The following is a 20,209-nucleotide window of genomic DNA, read 5'->3' on the forward strand; positions in this document are numbered from 1 at the left end:
GGTTTTATTTTTTGATGAATCAGGAGGGGGATCTACGTCATTTTCCTGAATGCTCCAGTAAAATGACCGATGTTCTGTATTAACCGGATTTACCGTGAACGGTTTGCCCGGTGAGCGTCAAAAACTCTATGTGGGTTGTCATTGACCGCCAGTTTTCAGGGTAATCAGGCAAACCACAGGAGTGTGTAAGCTCTGACATGTTTGCCTCTGCCCGACGCAGAGGCTTTTTTTTTATCTGCCATCAACACTATCTCTTCTTATTCAGGTGTTTTCTAACACCATTGGGAAATAAAATCATTTTCCTCTCACCGTCTGCCGCGGTAGTCTCATTGTTCCCGTCAAATTTGACGGGAGTAAGGTGAGCAACCTTTCCCAATACCAATAATTAAAAATCAGTACAGACAGGACAACTATGGAATCCACTCTCATCTCCGCACGATCCAACGAGGAGACACCTTCGCTCAATCGCGCCCGCCGCGCAGCACTCGGCAGTTTCGCGGGAGCCGTCGTCGACTGGTATGATTTTCTGCTCTACGGCATCACCGCCGCACTGGTGTTTAACCGTGAATTCTTCCCCCAGATCGGCCCCGCAATGGGTACCCTTGCCGCGTTCGCAACGTTTGGTGTAGGTTTCCTTTTTCGTCCGCTGGGTGGCGTGATATTCGGCCACTTTGGTGACCGCCTTGGCCGCAAACGCATGCTGATGCTGACCGTCTGGATGATGGGTATTGCTACCGCACTCATCGGCGTTTTGCCCTCGTTTGCCTCCATTGGCTGGTGGGCACCGGTACTACTGGTAACGCTGCGCGCTATTCAGGGCTTCGCCGTGGGCGGGGAATGGGGTGGCGCGGCACTGTTATCTGTCGAAAGCGCGCCGAAAAACAAGAAAGCATTTTATAGCAGCGGCGTGCAGGTGGGTTACGGTGTTGGCCTGCTGCTCTCCACCGGCCTGGTGTCACTCATCAGTCAACTCACCACCGACGAACAGTTCCTGAGCTGGGGCTGGCGTATTCCGTTTATCTTCAGCGTTGTGCTGGTCATCGCCGCGCTGTGGATCCGCAACGGAATGGAAGAGTCCACAGAATTTGAACAGCAGCGGGAAAAGCCGGTCGTCAAAAAACGGCTTCCGGTGATGGACGCGCTGGTTCAACACCCTGGTGCGTTCCTGAAAATCATTGCCCTGCGCCTGTGTGAACTGCTGACGATGTATATCGTGACCGCCTTTGCCCTGAACTATTCAACGCAAAATCTCGGTCTGCCGCGTGAGTTATTTCTGAATATTGGGCTCCTGGTTGGCGGGATTAGCTGCCTGACCATCCCCTGCTTCGCCTGGCTTGCGGACAGATATGGACGTCGCCGTATTTACATCACCGGGGCCCTGATTGGCACGCTCAGCGCCTGGCCGTTCTTTATGGCGCTGGAGGCGCAATCGGTCTTCTGGATTGTCTTCTTTGCGATCATGCTGGCAAACATCGCGCACGATATGGTGGTGTGTGTGCAGCAACCGATGTTTACCGAACTGTTCGGCGCACGTTATCGCTACAGTGGGGCGGGCGTGGGATATCAGGTGGCAAGCGTGGTCGGCGGTGGGTTTACGCCGTTTATTGCCGCCGCGCTGGTCACGTTCTCGGGCGGCAACTGGCACAGCGTGGCGCTGTATCTGCTCGCAGGCTGCCTGCTGTCTGCCGCCACCGCGCTCTGGATGAAAGAGACAACTCACTCCTGATCTCCTCACTTTTGTTTCACAGGCGTGTGACATACTATCGGGTATAGCCGCACACCTGTGGAACAAGGAGACAGACATGAATAATAAGGGCTCCAGCCTGACCCCTGCTCAGGCACTGGAAAAACTTAATGCGCTGTATGAACAGTCCGTCAACGCATTACGCTGTGCTATCAGCGAGTATATCGAAACCGGAAAACTCCCCGACGATAAGGCCAGAAACCGTGGCCTTTTTGTTTACCCTTCACTCTCTGTGACCTGGGACGGCAGCGCCAGCAACACCCCGAAAACCCGTGCCTATGCGCGCTTTACCCACTCCGGCTGCTACAGCACTACGGTGACCCGCCCTGCACTGTTTCGTCCTTATCTCGAAGAACAGCTCACGCTGCTGTACCAGGATTACGGCGCGCACATTTCCGTTGAACCGTCACAGCATGAGATCCCGTATCCGTACGTGATTGACGGTTCAGCACTGACGCTCGACCGCTCCATGAGCGCGGGACTGACGCGCCACTTCCCGACCACCGAGCTTTCGCAGATTGGTGATGAGACGGCTGACGGGGTTTATCACCCGGCAGAATTCTCCCCGTTGTCGCATTTTGATGCCCGCCGTGTGGATTTCTCCCTGGCACGTTTACGTCACTACACAGGCACGCCAGCCGAACATTTCCAGCCATTCGTGCTGTTCACCAACTACACCCGCTATGTTGACGAATTTGTCAGCTGGGGCTGTAGCCAAATCCTTGATCCGGACAGTCCTTATATTGCCCTCTCCTGCGCAGGCGGGATCTGGATCACTGCGGAAACGGAAGCCCCCGAGCAGGCCATTTCCGACCTCGCGTGGAAGAAACACCAGATGCCCGCCTGGCATCTGCTCACTGCCGATGGCCAGGGGATCACGCTGATTAACATCGGCGTTGGCCCGTCAAACGCCAAAACCATCTGCGACCATCTGGCGGTACTGCGCCCGGACGTCTGGCTGATGATTGGTCACTGTGGCGGCCTGCGTGAAAGCCAGCTGATTGGCGATTACGTGCTGGCCCACGCCTATCTGCGCGACGACCACGTACTGGATGCGGTACTTCCGCCAGATATCCCAATCCCGAGCATTGCGGAAGTGCAGCGTGCGCTGTACGACGCCACTAAAGAGGTAAGCGGCATGCAGGGTGTAGAGGTCAAACAGCGTCTGCGTACCGGAACCGTCGTCACCACCGATGACCGTAACTGGGAACTGCGCTACTCCGCCTCTGCGCTGCGTTTCAACCTGAGCCGCGCGGTCGCCATCGATATGGAAAGCGCCACTATCGCCGCGCAGGGTTATCGCTTCCGCGTGCCTTACGGTACGTTGCTGTGCGTTTCGGATAAACCGCTGCATGGCGAAATTAAGCTACCGGGTCAGGCCAATCGTTTCTACGAAGGCGCTATCTCCGAGCATCTGCAAATTGGTATTCGTGCCATTGATTTACTCCGGGCGGAGGGAGATAAGCTGCACTCCCGTAAGTTGCGTACCTTCAACGAGCCGCCATTCCGCTAATAATAAAAGGAAAAATAATGCACACCACATCACCGTTGTCCGCCCTGCGTCAGTGGCTGGAATCAAACCATCTTGACGGGATGATCGTCCCGCGCGCAGATGCCTGGCAGAGCGAGTACTGTGCACCGTACGACGAAAAACTGGCCTGGCTGACGGGCTTTGACGGTTCCGCCGGCCTGGCGCTGGTGTTGAAAGACAAAACCCTGCTTTTTGTCGATGGCCGCTACCAGGTTCAGGCGCGCGCTCAGGTCAATCTGGATGAGGTGGAGATCCACCATCTGCATAACGAACCGCTGGCCGGGTGGTTGCAAAACAACGTTGCAGCCGGTACGCGTATCGGTTTCGAAGCACTCCTGATGACCAATGCAGACTATACGCTGTTGACCGCAACGCCGTGCGAGTTGGTTCCTCTGAACCTGTCGCCGTTTGATCCATTATGGACTGACCGCCCTGCTGCACCCGCAGGGCTTATCCGCGAGATGCCGGTCGATATCAGCGGCGAAAGCAGTGCCGACAAGCGTCAGCGCGTCGCCGCCGTGCTGGCTGAGTACGACGCTGATTACCTGGCTGTCACCCTGCCGGACAACATCGCCTGGCTGTTGAACGTACGCGGTTCTGACATCCCCTGTAGCCCGGTTCCGCTCTCCTTTGCTCTTCTCAGCCGTGACGGTAACGTGGAGTGGTTTGTTAACGACAACAAGCTCGGTACGTTACCCGATACCATGCGAAACGCGTTGAAACTTGCGCCACAGGATATGTTTATCGAACGCTGCCAGCAGCTTGCGCGAGGCAAACGCGTGCTGGTCGACGCCGATTCTGCCCCGGTAGCCCTGCGCTTTGCCATTGAGCCGCAAGGGGAAATTATCTGGCAAACCGACCCCATCACGCTGATGAAAGCCAGCAAAAACCCGGTAGAGCTGGCGGGATACCGTGAATGCCATCACCAGGACGGTGCGGCATGGGTCAATTTCCTTGCCTGGCTGAGCCGTGAAGTACCGCAGCGTGTGGCTGCAGGACAACCGTTGACGGAGCTGGAGGTTCAGGCGCAGCAACTCAGATTCCGCGAGCAGCAACCCGGTTTTATTGAGCAGAGCTTTGCGACCATTTCAGCATCATCAAGCAATGCTGCGATGTGCCACTACCACTCAAGCGAAGCAAGCAATAAAACCCTTGGTCATGACCATTTTTATCTCAATGATTCCGGTGGCCAGTACCATAACGGTACCACCGACGCCACGCGTACGCTGGCATGGGGTAAGGTCGATCCGCAGCAGCGTTTGCACTATACCGCCGTGCTGAGAGGCTTTTTGTCACTGATGACCCTGCAGTTCCCGTCCGGCAGTCAGGGGCATCAGCTGGATGCCTTTGCGCGTCGTCCGCTGTGGGAAATGGGGCTGGATTACGATCACGGTACGGGGCACGGTGTGGGGCATCAGTTGTTGATCCACGAGAACCCACATCGGTTTGCCAAAAAGGTCAATCCGTGGCCTCTGGTGGCAGGCAATATCATGACCATCGAGCCGGGATACTACCAGGCGGAGAGTCATGGGATCCGTATTGAAAACCAGGTGGAAATTGTCGAATGCCGTCCGGGGTTCTGTAAGTTTGCGTCACTGACGCTGATCCCAATCGATTTGAGCCAGGTCGAGCTATCTCTTTTGAACGAGCAGGAAAAACAGTGGCTGGATGAGTATCACCTGCGGGTACGTGAAACATTGTCACCCCTGGTGGAGAGCGATGCCCGTCCGTGGCTGTTTGAGGCTACGGCACCGATTCATGTAAACCGGTAGGGATTGTGCTATCGGGTGGTGCCCTTTCCCACGGGAAAGAGTTATGGCCACCCTGCGGTGATGCCTGTCAGTTAAGCAGGGTATCCACCGCAATACCCCATTCACCATCTGTGAACGCGATAAGAGGGCCACTGCGCCCTCTTATCAATCCCCCGCAGTTCCACTGAAAGTTAAGCATGTCAGGCCAAATATTGGCGAATATCGGAAGGTGCATAGTTTTGTTCCCACAGTGCCCTCATCATCAACATATAGGGTTCAACATAAGTGAAAAAAGCTTGATAGCTTTCACAAAAATAATTGAGCTCCGGGACACCGCGTCGGGAAAGCACTATGCGATCTTTTGGGCAACCGCCGTGGCAGGCAAATTTCACTTTGCAACTTGCGCATTCTGCTACCAGTGGCAGCTTACTCTGCATAATCATTTGATTCGACACGCTTTCATGCAGCGTGGTTGTGATAGATTGATACTTATTACTTAGCGAAGATTGCGGATTAACAAAGCGATCGCACTGGCATAAATCATCATTTATTTTCGGCGAGAACACGCTACCAGCGAATGATGCAAAGGCACAGTTCGATGCCGGTAACCCACACCACGCAGCGAAAGCGTGCTCAAAAATGGGAATTTTAATCGTTCCAATATCCAGGCGAATCCAGGTATAAAAAATCGTTTTCAAAAAAGTCCCCAATGCGGCGGGCGCAAGGCTTCGCGCATTCACACCACCCTGTGCAAGCGGTTCAAGTAAGGGGATAAACTGCATATGGTTGCTGCCAAGACTTTTCAGATAATGGTAGATCTGCAGTGGCTGCTGGCTACTTCTGGCGCTAATGACCGTTAGAGTATGAAATTCCACATCATGTTTTTGCAATAATCTCACAGCCTTCTCGACTGGGTGATTCATCGATTTCCCAGAAATCGTTTTGCGGAAATTATTGTACAGCGAAACATCGCCATCCACTGAAATACCAATCAGAAACTGATTTTTCCTGAAGAATTCACACCAGTCATCATCCAACAGAATGCCATTGGTAAGCAATGTGTTGAAAATATTTTTACCTTGTGCAAATTGCTGTTGTAGCGCAATAACTCGTTTAAAGAAATTAAGCCTGTCTGGCGTTAATTCAACGCCCTGCCAGGTAAAAATCACATCGTGTGATTCCTGAGCCTCAATTTTCTGACGAATAAATAGCTGAAGCATCGTATCATCCATGCAATATGCTTTGCATTCAGGGAGAAACTGTTCTTTATTGAGATAAAAGCAATCTGTACCATGTACATTACAGGATGAAGTAGAGATCTTCGCCATCATATGGCAACTTTTCATTATCGTTTTTCCTTTAGTCAGCGGCGCTATGGCAAAAAGAGGCTGCTGTATATTAGCGGGCGAATAAAACAAATTGAATGATAAAGCAAACACGCAATTTTATAATTAACAGAAGTAAACCTCATAGACAAAACCTTTACCTGTATGTTTCACATTAAATACTCATGAAATATTGCACCACAATTTAGTTCCCGAGTTCATTATTTTATTTTCACAATGATCAGAAAAATGATGCAACCTATAAAATAGATTGCATCATCAAAATTAACACTAATTATTTAATTGCTTCAACCCGCATTTCATTAATCTGTGCAGGAACGATTTTGTGCCCTGATTTCAGATAATCAATCACGACATCGGACATATTATTACCGGCGCGAACTTGTACATTCTTCCCTTTTTTAAATGCCAGGAAACCATCTCCCCCTAAAGCAAGGAATGTCGTCGTTGCAACATGATAAGTCTCCGTATCTGCAATCTCTTTGCCATTAATTGTGAAAGAAACCATGCGCTGCCCTACTGGTTTCTGCGGCATATAGTGCATTTCAGCCCCCTTTGACATTTGCAGTATGCCATTCGTGAGTGATGCTCCATGTTCCATGAGATTACGCAGATCCTTACCACTGAGATCCATCTCCGTTAACTCATTTTTGAAGGGAAACGTACTGACAATGTCACCAAAGGTAATAGGGCCAGCATTGATATCAGCACGTAAACTGCCGGAATTAATCAGCGCAATTTGTGCATTCGGCGCAGCGACAAGCATTGCATCCGTAAACAGGTTGCCAAGTTGTGAGGATTCACCGTAGGCACGGGTTAACGTGGAAGGCGATACACCCACTGGCTGACGCACGATATCCGCGAGTTTTTGATTCCATCCATCGATAACTTTCTGTGTTACTGGATCAGGTTTCCACTCATCGGCGTAAAGCGTTTTCAGCTCGAAGTTTTTCACTTCATGTGTATGGGTTGCAGGGTTAACGTCGAGTACCAATTTACCCACGTCGATACCACCACTGTCAGTAGAAAGGATTAACGTATTCCCCACCTTGATTGGTTCTGGTGTTCCTACGTGAGCGTGCCCGGTGATGAGAATATCAAGCCCTTTGACCTGACTTGCGGTCTGAATATCTTTATCCAGCGCACGTCTGACATCTGTATTACCAATACTGGACTGGCGTGCCGGAACACCTTCATGAATGAGTGCGACCGTGATGTCAACTTTACCCCGCAGCTCATCCAGATAGTGTTGCAGATATTTCACCTCATCGCGTGCCTCAATCCCCTGATCCTTGAAGGCTGCGGCTGATTTATCGAAGCGGTTGTTATTATCATTATCGAGCCCCTGGAGCGAGAGCTCTGAAACCGTGTCATTAAACGCAAACACACCGTGTAACCCAATAACACCAATTTTTACGCCATCCTTTTCCAGAATGGTATACGGTTTGTTCCAGAACGGTATCTCACTGTCCTTATGGAACACATTCCCTAACAGAACAGGGAAATTTGCCTTACTTAACTGGCGTAAGAGATTATCCCAACCATGGTCGAACTCATGGTTACCGATTGATACAGCATCAAAGGGCATCGTGTTCATAATATCAATTATTGCCTGACCTTTTGTCAGACTGCTGATATATGGCCCGGTAAAATAATCACCGGCATCAAAATAAAACGTAGCTTTATTTTTGACTTTTTCCTGTTTTACTAATGTAGTTATATTAGCGAATCCACCAATCGCACGTTTCCCATCGGCGACATAGGGTAGTTTGTAAGTATCAACATGAGCATGGAGATCATTGGTATAAATAATCGTGACATCTTTGGCACAAACCCAAATCGGTAGCGTCAACAAAATACCCGCAGCAATTATTTTTATCTTCATAATCAATTCCTTTAAGTTAGATGAAATCTATCACATCCGTTTAAGGGCTCATCTGGAGGCATGACCCCTTTCAATGTTTGTAGTCTAATCAACTAATGCTCAAATAACCGATGACAAACCACGCAATATTATTTATTCAAAAAATGTAACCAACAGTTAGATAATAGGCCCACCCCGTTGAATCTATAGAGGTGATATCCCCGCTGCTGTCAAATGCTTTACTGCCTTCCTCAAATTGTCCGCCATGATAGAAATAACGAAGCGTCGCGCCGTAGTTCCAGTGAGCATAAACTAAGCTGAGCACATTGGTGGAAACTATCGAGTTGTTTGTGCGGGAGTAAAATTGTTGCTCACCACCCGATTGTTCCTTTAAGTCTGAACCAAAGTCAAAATTAGTGAAACCTACGTAACTTAGCTTCCCGCCAAATACTGTAGTAAGAGGAATCACATATTTTAATTTAAAGCGATATCCATCCCACTCGTTTTCGTTGGCAGCATTGTAATTGTTTCCCTGATATTTAGCATAGATGTTTGCAGATAACGACATCGGTAGCCCGGTCTCAATATCAGTCCCCAACCCCATATACCAGGTACTCTGACGCTGTCCTTCGTTAGTACCCGCATCATAGATGTAGTTGTTGGCAAAATACCATTCTTTAAATGGACCAAAGCTTAAGTCGAGTCCCGTTAATTTATCGATACTAAAACGTGGCTCGATTTCCATAAAAAATGGAGAGCCATTATCCCAAATACCTATATCGTTATCATTCCCTAAACCGAAAAACTTAGGCAAATCAGCATAACCGTAGAAATCAAACCAATCTACATGCGTCCATGCTCGATATTCCGGATATAAATCAGATCTTTTTAGCGGCCCAAAGCGAGTGGAGTTACTGCCTACGATATTAATACTTTGATGCCACCAGTCCGACAGATATTCATTACTTCCAGAGTCTGCAAGCGTTACCATAGGTAACAACATAAGCGCGCCTGATAAAAGATAATTTTGTTTTTTCATAAAAAAATCCCTTCCACTGAGGTTTGTCAAAAAAAATACTATTCCTGTACTAAAAAACCATACATCTTCGCCAAGATAAAATGACTATTGCATTTTCAATATGTTATTACGATATGATTGAGGGAAGTACCAACCACTCAATCATATCTGAAAGCATCTACTAATTTATTAAATCTATTTAGCCGCGCTTACATCAACGACTCTCATTTCAAGATCAGGTTTTAATGGGCTATGAGCCTTGACATAATCGATGATTGACTCAGCAGAACTGGTGCTGCTGATAGTTTTGACATTCGTTCCTTTTAAGAACGCGTCAAATCCATCCCCCCCCGTTGCACAAAATGAGTGTGTCGCAACCCGATATGTTTTTGCTGGATCTACAGGTTGGTTATTAATAGTGAATTTAATAATTCGTTCACCCAGAGGTTTGTTACTGTCATATTCAACATGAACGCTTTTTGACACTTGCAAAACCCCATTGGTGAGATTAGTTGCGTGAATCATTAAATTGGTGAGTTCCTTCCCGGTGAGATCCATTTCAACCAGTTCGTTATTAAATGGGAAGGCAGTGATTACATCACCATATTTTAAATTTCCTTTCGGAAAATCAGCACGCAATCCACCGCTGTTTTGTAATCCCACGACCGCGTCTGGCGCTTTAGCCATCATTGCGTCGATAACTAAATTACCAACAGGTGACGATTCACCATAGGAACGAGTAAATGACGTCGTTGTTGACCCAATAATCTGGTCAGTAATACTTTTCAGCTTAGCATTCCATTCATCAATTTTAGCCTGAACTTTTGGATCAGGTTTATATTCGTCAGCAAATACAGTGATTAGCTTACCGTTATAGCCATCAATTTTTTTAGTCTTAGGGTTAAAATCCAATACTAATTTACCGATATCAGTACCATACGCATCTGTTGAAACAACGAGTGTGTCATTGACTTTAATTGGATCTGGCGTACCCACATGAGCATGCCCTGTGATTAACACATCAATACCCTTAAATTTCTTTGCGGTATCGATATCAGCTTGCAGCATTCTGGCGACATCTTTATTTCCGTAGCTTGATTGACGCGCCGGTGTACCTTCGTGGATAAGTAGCACGGTGATATCAACTTTACCTTTTAATGCATCAAGCCCTTTTTGAATGTAAGGCACTTCATCACGAGCCTCTGAGCCAGCGTAAGCCTTAGCGGCAATAGTGTCATAAAATGCAAATTTGCCATGCACCCCAATTACGCCAATTTTTATGCCGTCTTTTTCGACAATCGTCCAGGGTTTATTCCAGACAGGTTTATCACTGCCAGTATAAAAAACGTTGCCCAGTAAAACCGGGAAGTTCGCTTTTGATAACTGCTTAACCATATTATCAACACCGTGATCAAATTCGTGGTTCCCCACCGACACAGCATCAAAAGGCATGGTATTCATTATATCAATGATTGCCTCACCTTTGGTCAGAGTGCTTAGATATGGGCCAGTAAAATAATCACCCGCATCGAAGAAAAATACATCTTTACTTTCTTTCCTGGCATCATTAACGATGGTCGCGATGTTAGCAAAACCGCCGACTGCGCGTTCTTTATCGACAGCTGGAATTTTCCCTGGAGAGACATGAGCATGTAAATCGTTGGTATAATAAATAGTCACATCCTTCGCACTAATTGGCGCAACTAACGCTGCGGACAAGCACAATGTAATCAGACTCAGTTTTGTCATTATTTTCATAACTAGTTTCCATTTGTTATATAAATTTTAATGATATTTCCCAAAGGGTTCATGTGAATACATGAACCCTTTTATCATTAACGGTTGAATCAATAACGCTCAAATGGCTAATGTTCTACCGCTTAATTTCAATTTTTTTATTAATTGACAGTCATTGATGCTGTTGTGATGAAGCCAGATGACTCTGTATCACTAAATAAAAGCCGGCCATTACTTTTTCACATCAGCAACACGCATACCTTTGATCTGTTCATCCGTAACGGAGTTACCTGCTTTGAAGTAATCGATCACAGCGTTAGAAACGTAGTAACCGCCTGTTGTATTACGCGCTTTACCCTCAGTAAACGTGGTGAACCCATCACCACCATCGGCAAGGAAGCTCTGGGTGGCAATATGGTAGACGGTCGCATCCTCAATCGGTTTACCATTCAGCGTAAATACGACGACACGCTGGCCGATGGGTTTACTGCTGTCGTACTTCATTTCCAGGCCTTTAGATACCTGCAAGACGCCATTCGTTAAACTTGCACCGTGTTCCATCAAACTGCGCAATTGTTTACCGGTGAGATCCATCGTAGCCAGTTCGTTAGGGAACGGGTACACGCTAATGACGCCACCCATGGTAATAGTGCCTGCCGGTATCTCAGTGCGGATACCACCTGAATTGGTTAAGGCCAGTTGTGTATTTTTACCTGCTGCCGCCAACAAAGCGTCTGCAGCCAGATTTCCCAGCGGAGCCGATTCGCCATAGGCGCGTGTCAATTCAACCGGCGATTGTCCTACTGTCTGTTGCACCACTTCATCAAGTTTCTTATTCCAGCTGTCGATCACCGACTTCGTATGTGGATCGGGTTTCCACTCATCGGCGTAAATGGTTTTCAGCTCAAAGTTTTTCACTGTGAAGTGATGCGGTTTCTCTTTATAGTCCAGTACCAGTTTCCCCACATCAATACCGCCGCTGTCGGTTGAGAGGATCAGCGTATTACCGACTTTAATCGGATCTGGTGTACCGACATGTGCATGTCCGGTAATCAGAATATCCAGCCCTTTAACCTGGCTTGCGGTCTTGATATCTTTATCCAGCGCACGACGGACATCGGTGCCCCCTATACTGGACTGACGGGCAGGCGTTCCTTCATGAACCAGCAGTACCGTCAAATCGACTTTACCTTTCAGTTCATCTAAATAGCGCTGTAACCACTCAATTTCGTCCCGTGCTTCAATACCTACACGTGTCGCCGCAGAAACGGTATCATTAAAGGCGAACTTGCCATGTAAACCAATAACACCAATTTTCACGCCATCTTTTTCAATGATGGTATAAGGCTTGTCCCAGAATGTTTTGTCACTGTTCTGATAGAATATATTACCCTGTACAATGGGGAATTTTGCCTGGCTAAGTTGTAATAATGTATTGTCCCAGCCATGATCGAATTCATGATTTCCTATTGTGGCAGCATCAAACTGCATAGTATTCATGATATCAATTATAGCCTTTCCTTTTGTCAGGCTACTGATATATGGGCCGGTAAAATAATCACCCGCATCAAAGAACCATGTTGCTTTGTTTTTCGCTTTCTCCTCTTTTACCAGGGTAGTGATATTCGCCCAGCCACCGATATCTCGTTTACCGTCTGCAATATAGGGAACTTTATAAGGTTCCACATGAGCATGGAGATCATTGGTATAAATAATGGTGACATCCCTGGCGCAGACCCAAAATGGCAACGTCAGCAAAATACCCGCTGTAATCATTTTTAATTTCATAACGTGTTCCTTTCAGCCATATAAAGATTTGTTACTTTACGTTCTGAAAGGCTTTATTATGTGCGTCCGTTCACACAACCAACCAAGAGTTATACGGCAAAATTAGCGACCTCTTAAAATCGTTGGTGACTCATGTCGACTCTGTTTACAATTAATACCTGCAAAACGTTTGGTTGTCGCAATTTAGGGCGACCAACATCTTCAGATTACAGTTGGCCAGACTACAGGCTGGGATATCCTGCATTGCACTGCCGGGCATGTGGGAGTTATCCACCTCTGTTTGATGAGCAAAAATATAGTGAATGGTTGTCTGCTCACTTAACCTCATATGCCGCTGAAAGAGGTCTTTTTTGTCCTGTATGTTATTGCAAAGAAACGATTTGCTATGGCCATAACCCGCAGGGAACACAGCGCATCCAGTGCCGCGCCTGCAAAAAAGTCTGGACGCCAAAACAACAATTACGAAGAGAAATGGTATCACCAGAACGGATTGAAACGGTTTCTCTGATTGTGCCGTTCCAGGGAAACAGTGCGGAACAGAAACTGTATGTTCTGCTCAGTTTCGATGCCACTCGCGGTAATATTCTTCATCTCTCCACTAATTTTACTCAGCATCAGATCGGTGAAACCCTGCATTATCGCTGGAGAGGGAATATTGAACCTGATTTGCATCATAGTGATATTGTAAAGCGCGTTGATATGCGCGAGACGCAGTTTTTACGCCGGAGTCAGTTCGATGAAATTCAGTATGGAAGTGCGGTACTCAAACGTAACGCCAAAGGTGCGATTCTACGCCCGGTTATTGCGGCTCATGGGCATTTTCGGGTACTGAACATCCTTTTCCCTGAGGTAAAGACACATGTTATTTCACACGAATGCTTTCTTAGGGGAGCAACTATTACTGCCTGGGCAGAGTTATTTCGCCAACGACAAAGTGAACTTTGGTTTATAGAGGAGGATATAAGTGACAGTGATGATAATAAGCCCTGGTCTTTTCAGGGAACAACATATCATGGATGGTGGAAAAATCAGTGGCAACTCTGGATACAGGAAAAAAACCGTAAGATGGTTTGCTCACTGACGGGTGGGGATAATAGCAATGCTCAAACACTCTCTTTAGCCGCCAGCAGGCTTTATATCCACTGGTTATACAAACAAACAACTTTTACCCACAGTGCCCAGTTATCAGCGGGGCGCGTAACACAAATACTCCATTCCCTGGCACAGAGCTACAATTATGAACGTACAGTAACTCATTCAGGTGATTAATATCCGGCTGACCCGCCTTATTTCTCAGCGAACCGTGAGATCCCCTAAGCACCCAAAAAACTATGGACGTCAAAAAACCCGGTTGTCCTTTTCAGGACAACCGGGTAAAAGATAAGTTCTTCTTTTTAATGTCTCCGGATCCACAGGGATATCCCGAAACTAAAATTTGGCTCCTCTGACTGGACTCGAACCAGTGACATACGGATTAACAGTCCGCCGTTCTACCGACTGAACTACAGAGGAATCGTGTGAACGGGGCGCATATTATCGATGCTACCCGATGATGTCAAAGGCAGAATGCAGATTTTCGATCGTTTGCCGATTTATTCTCCATTTCGCGCATTTGTCAGGCATTCTGTGGTTTCTGTCACCACAGGTTCCGGTTTGGTACGGGGATATTTCCATAACCAGCGCCCACTTACCATACGCCAGTAGAACAACACGCCGCGTACAGCCCAGTCGAGGAACATCCCCAGCCAGACGCCAATCACCCCCATTCCGAGTATCACCCCCAGCGTATACCCCGCTACAACGCGGCATCCCCACATACCGAGCATCGATACCCACATCGCAAAGCGGGCATCCCGCGCCCCTTTGAGCCCGGCAGGAAGCACCCAGGAGGCCGCCCAAATCGGCATAAACGCCGCGTTCATCCAGATCAGGATTTTAACAACCTCTTTGACATCCTCTTCGCGGGTGTAGAACGATGCCATCAACCCGGCAAAAGGTGCACTCCCCCAGGCGATCACCGTCAGGCCAATGGTCGACAACCAGAAAACATGCCGCAACTGGCGTTCCGCCTGACCAATCTGCCCTTTCCCGAGCCGTTTACCGGTGATAATGGTCGATGCGGAACCCAGTGCGTTACCCGGCAGGTTAATCAGTGAGGCGATGGAGAAAGCAATAAAGTTACCGGCGATGACGTCCGTCCCCATACCAGCCACAAACATCTGCGTGAGCAGCTTGCCCCCGTTAAACAGCACTGATTCAATGCTGGCAGGAATACCAATCCCCATCACTTCCCTGATAATGGCGAAATTGAGCGGGCGGAAATAACTTTTTAGCGTGAGACGCAGCGACGGTGTCATTCCGGTCATCAGCACACCAACAATGGCTGCAGCGCCAATATAACGTGAAATGGTTAGCCCCAACCCGGCTCCAGCGAACCCCAGCCCATTCCAGGAAAAAATGCCGTAAATCAGGATACTGCTGATGATAATGTTCAGGATGTTCATCCCGCCGTTAATCAACAGCGGAATTTTCGTGTTACCCGCCCCGCGCAGCGCGCCACTGCCAATTAACGCAATGGCGGCCGCCGGGTAACTGATTACCGTCATTTCCAGATAGGTCAGCGCCAGGTCTTTGACCTCTTTCGTCGCCTCACCGGCAACAATGTCGATAATCTCTTTACCGAAATAGTGGATCACCGCGGCCAGAATGATCGAAAAAAGGGTCATGATCATCAGCGACTGCCGGGCGGCCTCACGCGCACGTTTGGGATCAAGCTTGCCCAGACTGAAGGCAACAACGACCGTTGTCCCCAGATCAATGGCGGCAAAAAATGACATCACCACCATGTTAAAACTGTCCGCCAGCCCTACCCCGGCCATTGCTTCTTTGCCCAGCCAGCTGACCAGGAAAGTGCTCAGCACGCCCATCAGCAGGACACAGGTATTCTCCAGGAAGATGGGTACGGCAAGAGGGGTGATTTCACGCCAGAACAGAACACGGTAGCTTTTGCGTTTCGCATACCAGGGCGTGCGCATGATCGCGTGGCGTATGGGGGCAGTGACGTTCAAGATGAACCTTAACAAGAAAGTTGAAACTCCATTTCAAATGATGAGGGAGAAATGCGTATCCTGCAAAGTATTTTCCATAAAAATATGTTTGGATTTACAACAAACTGACGACAGAATCAGCAATCAATCGATATTCTCTCAGATCAGGTTTGACAAAACTTTTTTCGCCGCTAATATGTGCCTCCACAACGATTCCTCTGTAGTTCAGTCGGTAGAACGGCGGACTGTTAATCCGTATGTCACTGGTTCGAGTCCAGTCAGAGGAGCCACATTTGAAAAGCCTGCTTTTAAAGCAGGCTTTTTGCTTTTCTGCGTTCTGGTAAAATTACCGGGTGTCGGCTGCACCTTACCCGGCCTGCGGGGATCGAGACCGGCAAGCGTAGCCGCGACGAAGCAGTTGCAGGACCCACCGTTTCCCCTTATGTTGAAAAAAATCATTTTAATGGTGAGAAAAATGGACTCTTTGTTTGTCTATGGCACCCTGCGTCCAGGCCACGTTAATGCGTACATCCTCGAAGACATCGGAGGAGAATGGCTGGCAGGGTCTGTTAAAGGGACGTTTTACGAACGTGGCTGGGGAGCCGCCGCGGATTTTCCGGGGATTGTGCTGGATGAAGAAGGTACCAGCGTGGAAGGTTTCCTGTTTCTCTCCCCCCACCTGGACGCGCACTGGCCAATGCTGGATGAATTCGAAGACGGTTATGATCGGGTTGAGGTGAACGTGACCACGCAAGGCGGTAAACAGATACAAGCCTGGATTTACCAGCTCCAGCCGCGTTCTGAGTGATAAAAAAAGGCTCTCTGTCACCAGAGAGCCTTTTTCACCATTCGCTGCGATTACTCGCTTTTAGCTTCGCCGTTTTTGATTTCACCCATCACTTTCAGCTTCTTAGAGATGTCGCGGCGTTCTTTGGACAGCTCAGCGTTTTTGATGATGTAGTCATCAACGCGGTCTTCGTAGTCGCTCTTCATGCTGGCGATAATGCCCTGAATAGCTTCAACGCTCATACCTGGCTTGATGTAATCGCTCAGGTTGTCCAGCAGCAGTACACGTTTCTGGTTGTCACGGATCTTCTTCTCAACGTCCTGGATTTCACGCTGCAGTTTGTTTTTGCGGCGGAACAGGCGGACGAATTCCAGAACATCCTGGAACGAAGGCTTAGTAGTTTCCATTTTTACACCCCTGATAATGTGAGATTCGGATTCGTTAAAGCAACCGTTGTAACAGTACCTTACTGACAGCGGCTGCGAATGACAATGAGTATATCGTTTAAAGCTATCATAACCCCAATTGATGCTGAATCGAAGCAGCAGGCGTCACATCTGGAGATAGCTGCTTTTTATTTGCGCAATGCGCGGCAAATGAGATGCGATAGCAGCTCCAGCTGTCGTGCCAGCTCCATGCTCAGCCAGACATATCCATGAATCGGTGTTTCTGCCACGTTGTCGCTCTGACGCTCATTAATTAACTGTTTTAGTTCAGCAACGATTTCATTCAGCCGCTCGCTATTGGCAAGTATGGGTTGCGGATTCCCTTCATAGAGTGCGTGGGCGATGGTTAACAGCGTTTGCTGCGTCATCTTCTGCGTCTCTTTCAGCGTATGCGCGTTCAGCATCAACAGATGGCTGGGACGAGAAGCCCAGTGGGCGTTGATCTGCAGTTCAAGCATACACACCAGGTTGCGGCTCACCGTCTGGATAGCTTCGAAAATCGATTTCTGAATATGAGTCTCTTTGCTGGCTGGGGTAATCAGGCCACGCATTTTGACCACATCATTGAGGATCTTTTGTAAGTGCTTTTCCAGCCGGGGACGTTCAACCAGATTAGGGGAAAAACCAGCCTGATAGACACGGTTAAACGCGGTGACGTAGTTTGCCATCTGAATACGCCAGTGCAGGAAAGCACGCTGTGGCCAGATACCGGTGAAGAGCATGGCCAGCAATGAGCCGAAAATAACATCTCCGCTTCGCCACAGTGCAGTGGTCATATCACCCGCAGGTGCGCCGACAACCACAGAGAGGGTAATGCCAATCAGCAATGCCTGATAAGGTTTTTTGCCCAACGCCAGCCAGCCGCAGAGGAACATGGCCACCGCACACCATACCAGCATCACCGGGAGTGAGATCAGCTCCAGCTTCAGGGCAATCAACCCCAGTGCAGAGCCTAAAACCGTGCCACCAATGCGTTCAAAGGCACGGGGGACGACATTACCCCAAAACGAGATAGGCCCCATGATGACCACCAGCGTGATCAGCGGCCACGTCCCTTCAGGTACATTCAGTAAACGGACCAGCACAAACGTCAGAACGAACGCCAGTGCGATGCGACACCCATGCACCACGCGATAATGCTGGTACAACCGAATTTCAAAAGACGTTAATGATTTGTCGGGACGCACACCCGCTCTCCAGCAATACGGCAAATCACGATTGTACTGTGTTTTCAGCCGGGCGGATCACACCCGGCTTAAAAACCCTGTTTTTTCCAGGCTTAACCGGCTTTACGTTCTACTGCCACATACATCTCGATGTCCCAGTATCCATCCGCATTACCGTCATTGAGGTAACGCTCGAAGCAAGGTTTAGGGGCAATCTGGTATGTGTTGTCCTGCAAAAGAGAATCAAAGAACTGGTACCACGGAGTCGCGAAATCGTAGTTTTCAACGCGCGCCATCGCAACGGCATACTCCCCCGCGGCGATTTCCGTCATCATTACCCCTTCACTGTTATCAGGGATAACGAAATTGTCCGGAACCGTTACTGCAGTATCACAGCGCAGTTTTTCAGCCGGGACTTCATCCGGGTTATCGTAGTACACCGCAACCCACTCCAGCGGCTGAACGTGACATCCATCCACCCACATCACCAGCTGTTCAAAGCCCTGTTTTACCGTTTTGTCCCACGGCCCCACCAGATGGAAGCCCGCGATCTTACGTTTCTGCTGCTGCTTGATGCTGTAGTCCATGTTACCTCCATTTATTACTGTATATTTATACACTATAAAGCAGATATTGAATGTTCAGCAAACGAGGAGTGTTTATTATGTGAGCAGACTCGCAACCCTGCCAGTCTGCTCCGCGGGATTAACAAAAACCGTCAGATTTTGTGATGCAGATAATCACCAAGACGGGAGAAAAAGCCACCTTTATCAACCGCTTCCAGCGTTACCAGCGGCCAGTGCGCGACCACTTTGTCACGGTCGTACAGCTGGATCTCCCCTACCCGCTGATGGGCAGCAATCGGCGCTTCCAGCTCTTTTTTATCCAGAACGTATTTTGCCTTAATGTTTGGCACTTCCGCTTTAGGTAAGGCCAGCCAGAAGTCCTGGTCGGTTCCCAGCTTTATCTGCTCTTTGTTACCGTACCAGATACGCTCCGTCCCCACCTTTTTACCATTGTGCAGGATCTGCACGGTATCAAAGTTCTGTTGACCCCAGTGCAGTAATTTACGCGCCTGATCTTCACGCCCTTTCGGGCTGTCCGCCCCCATCACCACCGCAATTAAACGACGCTGGCCGTCAACCGCTGAAGCAATCAGGTTAAAACCGGCTCCCGACGTGTGACCCGTTTTCAGGCCGTCCACGTTCATGGTTTTTTCCCACAGCAGACCGTTACGGTTTTGCTGGGTGATCCCGTTCCAGGTGAGGCTCTTTTCGCTGTACATATGGTAGAACTCAGGTTCACCGTGAATGATGGCCCGGGACAGCACAGCCAGGTCATAAGCAGAACTGTGTTGTCCTGGTGCATCCAGACCGTGCACAGTTTCAAAGTGCGTATCGCGCAGGTTCAACTTTTGCACATAGTCATTCATCATGTTCACAAACTGCGGTTGACCACCCGCCACATGATCCGCCAGCGCCACGCAGGCATCGTTACCGGAGTCAACAATCAGGCCGCGGCTCAGGTCGCGTACGGAAACACGATCGCCAGGCTTCAGGAACATCAGCGATGAACCGTCAAAGACCGGATTACCTTTTGCCCACGCGTCATGGCCTACGGTGACGATGTCATCAGGACTAATACGATGACTATCAATGGCGCGGTCAACGACATAGCCCGTCATCAGCTTAGTGAGACTCGCCGGGTTGCGTTGTTGGTGTTCGTTGCCCGCCGTTAAGATCTGACCAGTGGTGTAATCCATCAGCACCCAGGATCCGGCCTGGATGGCCGGAGGCTGCGGAGCAAAATCCAGCGGTTCAGCAGCCAGCGCAGATGAGATACTCGAAGCGAGTAAAGAAACAGCAATAAACAGACGGCGTTTCAACGGTATATCCTCAGGTCATTAAAAATCGTTGACCTTTTTACGGGAGTTCTGATGTCGTTACCTGCCTTAATTGCAAAAAAATGTGACAGAGCGCGGATT

General features: G+C 48.7%; 15 protein-coding genes and 2 tRNA genes. 6 read left to right on the forward strand and 11 right to left on the reverse strand.

All coding sequences use genetic code 11. The features are described from left to right. Positions 1–412: 412 nt before the first annotated feature. From shiA to ACHHZ6_RS22095, 3 genes are all read left to right on the forward strand, one after another. Complete coding sequence (gene shiA / locus ACHHZ6_RS22085; protein WP_395123029.1) at positions 413–1,726, forward strand: shikimate transporter; 1,314 nt, start codon at positions 413–415, stop codon at positions 1,724–1,726. Between the two features lie 76 nt (positions 1,727–1,802). Beyond that, positions 1,803–3,257, forward strand: a complete 1,455-nt coding sequence (locus ACHHZ6_RS22090) for an AMP nucleosidase (protein ID WP_182271934.1) — start codon at positions 1,803–1,805, stop codon at positions 3,255–3,257. A 17-nt stretch (positions 3,258–3,274) separates the two neighbouring features. Continuing rightward, positions 3,275–5,047: an aminopeptidase P family protein gene (locus ACHHZ6_RS22095; RefSeq protein WP_196390189.1), complete on the forward strand. Its 1,773-nt coding sequence runs from the start codon at positions 3,275–3,277 to the stop codon at positions 5,045–5,047. A 179-nt stretch (positions 5,048–5,226) separates the two neighbouring features. On the opposite strand, the gene ACHHZ6_RS22100 is transcribed toward ACHHZ6_RS22095, so the two are convergent. The 5 genes from ACHHZ6_RS22100 to ACHHZ6_RS22120 all read right to left on the reverse strand — a co-directional run bounded on the left by ACHHZ6_RS22100 (position 5,227) and on the right by ACHHZ6_RS22120 (position 12,779). Next, the gene (locus ACHHZ6_RS22100) at positions 5,227–6,372 is read right to left on the reverse strand and encodes an anaerobic sulfatase maturase (protein ID WP_395123032.1); all 1,146 of its coding nucleotides are present in this window, start codon (positions 6,370–6,372) and stop codon (positions 5,227–5,229) included. A gap of 274 nt (positions 6,373–6,646) precedes the next feature. Continuing rightward, the gene (locus tag ACHHZ6_RS22105) at positions 6,647–8,257 is read right to left on the reverse strand and encodes a bifunctional metallophosphatase/5'-nucleotidase (RefSeq protein ID WP_395123034.1); all 1,611 of its coding nucleotides are present in this window, start codon (positions 8,255–8,257) and stop codon (positions 6,647–6,649) included. Positions 8,258–8,393: 136 nt separating this feature from the next. After that, positions 8,394–9,275, reverse strand: coding sequence for a nucleoside-specific channel-forming protein Tsx (locus ACHHZ6_RS22110; RefSeq protein WP_182271937.1), 882 nt, complete (start codon positions 9,273–9,275; stop codon positions 8,394–8,396). A gap of 174 nt (positions 9,276–9,449) precedes the next feature. Beyond that, positions 9,450–11,003, reverse strand: a complete 1,554-nt coding sequence (locus ACHHZ6_RS22115; protein ID WP_230857871.1) for a bifunctional UDP-sugar hydrolase/5'-nucleotidase — start codon at positions 11,001–11,003, stop codon at positions 9,450–9,452. Positions 11,004–11,222: 219 nt separating this feature from the next. Then, positions 11,223–12,779, reverse strand: a complete 1,557-nt coding sequence (locus tag ACHHZ6_RS22120) for a bifunctional metallophosphatase/5'-nucleotidase (protein WP_395123036.1) — start codon at positions 12,777–12,779, stop codon at positions 11,223–11,225. A 132-nt stretch (positions 12,780–12,911) separates the two neighbouring features. Between ACHHZ6_RS22120 and ACHHZ6_RS22125 the strand changes: the two genes are divergently transcribed. Then, positions 12,912–14,048 (forward strand): cytoplasmic protein, encoded by a 1,137-nt coding sequence (locus ACHHZ6_RS22125; protein ID WP_182271940.1) that lies wholly within the window; start codon positions 12,912–12,914, stop codon positions 14,046–14,048. Between the two features lie 167 nt (positions 14,049–14,215). Here the strand turns inward: ACHHZ6_RS22125 and ACHHZ6_RS22130 are convergent. Then, a tRNA-Asn gene (locus ACHHZ6_RS22130) sits at positions 14,216–14,291 on the reverse strand. Between the two features lie 80 nt (positions 14,292–14,371). Continuing rightward, on the reverse strand, positions 14,372–15,847 hold the full coding sequence (emmdR, locus tag ACHHZ6_RS22135; RefSeq protein WP_395123051.1) for a multidrug efflux MATE transporter EmmdR: 1,476 nt from the start codon (positions 15,845–15,847) through the stop codon (positions 14,372–14,374). A gap of 193 nt (positions 15,848–16,040) precedes the next feature. Between emmdR and ACHHZ6_RS22140 the strand changes: the two genes are divergently transcribed. Beyond that, positions 16,041–16,116: transfer RNA gene (locus tag ACHHZ6_RS22140), tRNA-Asn, on the forward strand. Between the two features lie 185 nt (positions 16,117–16,301). Then, complete coding sequence (locus ACHHZ6_RS22145; RefSeq protein WP_182919820.1) at positions 16,302–16,634, forward strand: gamma-glutamylcyclotransferase family protein; 333 nt, start codon at positions 16,302–16,304, stop codon at positions 16,632–16,634. Between the two features lie 50 nt (positions 16,635–16,684). Here the strand turns inward: ACHHZ6_RS22145 and ACHHZ6_RS22150 are convergent, their stop codons facing one another. The 4 genes from ACHHZ6_RS22150 to dacD form a co-directional block, all read right to left on the reverse strand. After that, a complete protein-coding gene (locus tag ACHHZ6_RS22150) occupies positions 16,685–17,020 on the reverse strand; it encodes a DUF496 family protein (protein ID WP_008499467.1) in 336 nt (111 codons plus the stop codon). Positions 17,021–17,187: 167 nt separating this feature from the next. Then, positions 17,188–18,246, reverse strand: a complete 1,059-nt coding sequence (locus tag ACHHZ6_RS22155) for an FUSC family protein (protein ID WP_395123039.1) — start codon at positions 18,244–18,246, stop codon at positions 17,188–17,190. A gap of 92 nt (positions 18,247–18,338) precedes the next feature. Further along, positions 18,339–18,812, reverse strand: a complete 474-nt coding sequence (gene sbmC, locus ACHHZ6_RS22160) for a DNA gyrase inhibitor SbmC (RefSeq protein ID WP_395123040.1) — start codon at positions 18,810–18,812, stop codon at positions 18,339–18,341. Between the two features lie 131 nt (positions 18,813–18,943). Then, positions 18,944–20,116, reverse strand: a complete 1,173-nt coding sequence (gene dacD / locus ACHHZ6_RS22165) for a serine-type D-Ala-D-Ala carboxypeptidase DacD (RefSeq protein ID WP_182274541.1) — start codon at positions 20,114–20,116, stop codon at positions 18,944–18,946. Positions 20,117–20,209: the final 93 nt, after the last annotated feature.

The sequence above is a fragment of the Enterobacter cloacae complex sp. 2024EL-00214 genome (genome assembly GCF_043945575.1).
GTDB classification, from domain to species: domain Bacteria; phylum Pseudomonadota; class Gammaproteobacteria; order Enterobacterales; family Enterobacteriaceae; genus Enterobacter; species Enterobacter cloacae_P.

Excerpts from the sequence above, each read along its gene's own strand:
- shiA (WP_395123029.1), top strand. The coding sequence starts at position 413 with ATGGAATCCACTCTCATCTCCGCACGATCCAACGAGGAGACACCTTCG.
- ACHHZ6_RS22090 (WP_182271934.1), top strand. The coding sequence starts at position 1,803 with ATGAATAATAAGGGCTCCAGCCTGACCCCTGCTCAGGCACTGGAAAAA.
- ACHHZ6_RS22095 (WP_196390189.1), top strand. The coding sequence starts at position 3,275 with ATGCACACCACATCACCGTTGTCCGCCCTGCGTCAGTGGCTGGAATCA.
- ACHHZ6_RS22100 (WP_395123032.1), bottom strand. The coding sequence starts at position 6,372 with ATGAAAAGTTGCCATATGATGGCGAAGATCTCTACTTCATCCTGTAAT.
- ACHHZ6_RS22105 (WP_395123034.1), bottom strand. The coding sequence starts at position 8,257 with ATGAAGATAAAAATAATTGCTGCGGGTATTTTGTTGACGCTACCGATT.
- ACHHZ6_RS22110 (WP_182271937.1), bottom strand. The coding sequence starts at position 9,275 with ATGAAAAAACAAAATTATCTTTTATCAGGCGCGCTTATGTTGTTACCT.
- ACHHZ6_RS22115 (WP_230857871.1), bottom strand. The coding sequence starts at position 11,003 with ATGACAAAACTGAGTCTGATTACATTGTGCTTGTCCGCAGCGTTAGTT.
- ACHHZ6_RS22120 (WP_395123036.1), bottom strand. The coding sequence starts at position 12,779 with ATGAAATTAAAAATGATTACAGCGGGTATTTTGCTGACGTTGCCATTT.
- ACHHZ6_RS22125 (WP_182271940.1), top strand. The coding sequence starts at position 12,912 with ATGTCGACTCTGTTTACAATTAATACCTGCAAAACGTTTGGTTGTCGC.
- ACHHZ6_RS22145 (WP_182919820.1), top strand. The coding sequence starts at position 16,302 with ATGGACTCTTTGTTTGTCTATGGCACCCTGCGTCCAGGCCACGTTAAT.
- ACHHZ6_RS22150 (WP_008499467.1), bottom strand. The coding sequence starts at position 17,020 with ATGGAAACTACTAAGCCTTCGTTCCAGGATGTTCTGGAATTCGTCCGC.
- sbmC (WP_395123040.1), bottom strand. The coding sequence starts at position 18,812 with ATGGACTACAGCATCAAGCAGCAGCAGAAACGTAAGATCGCGGGCTTC.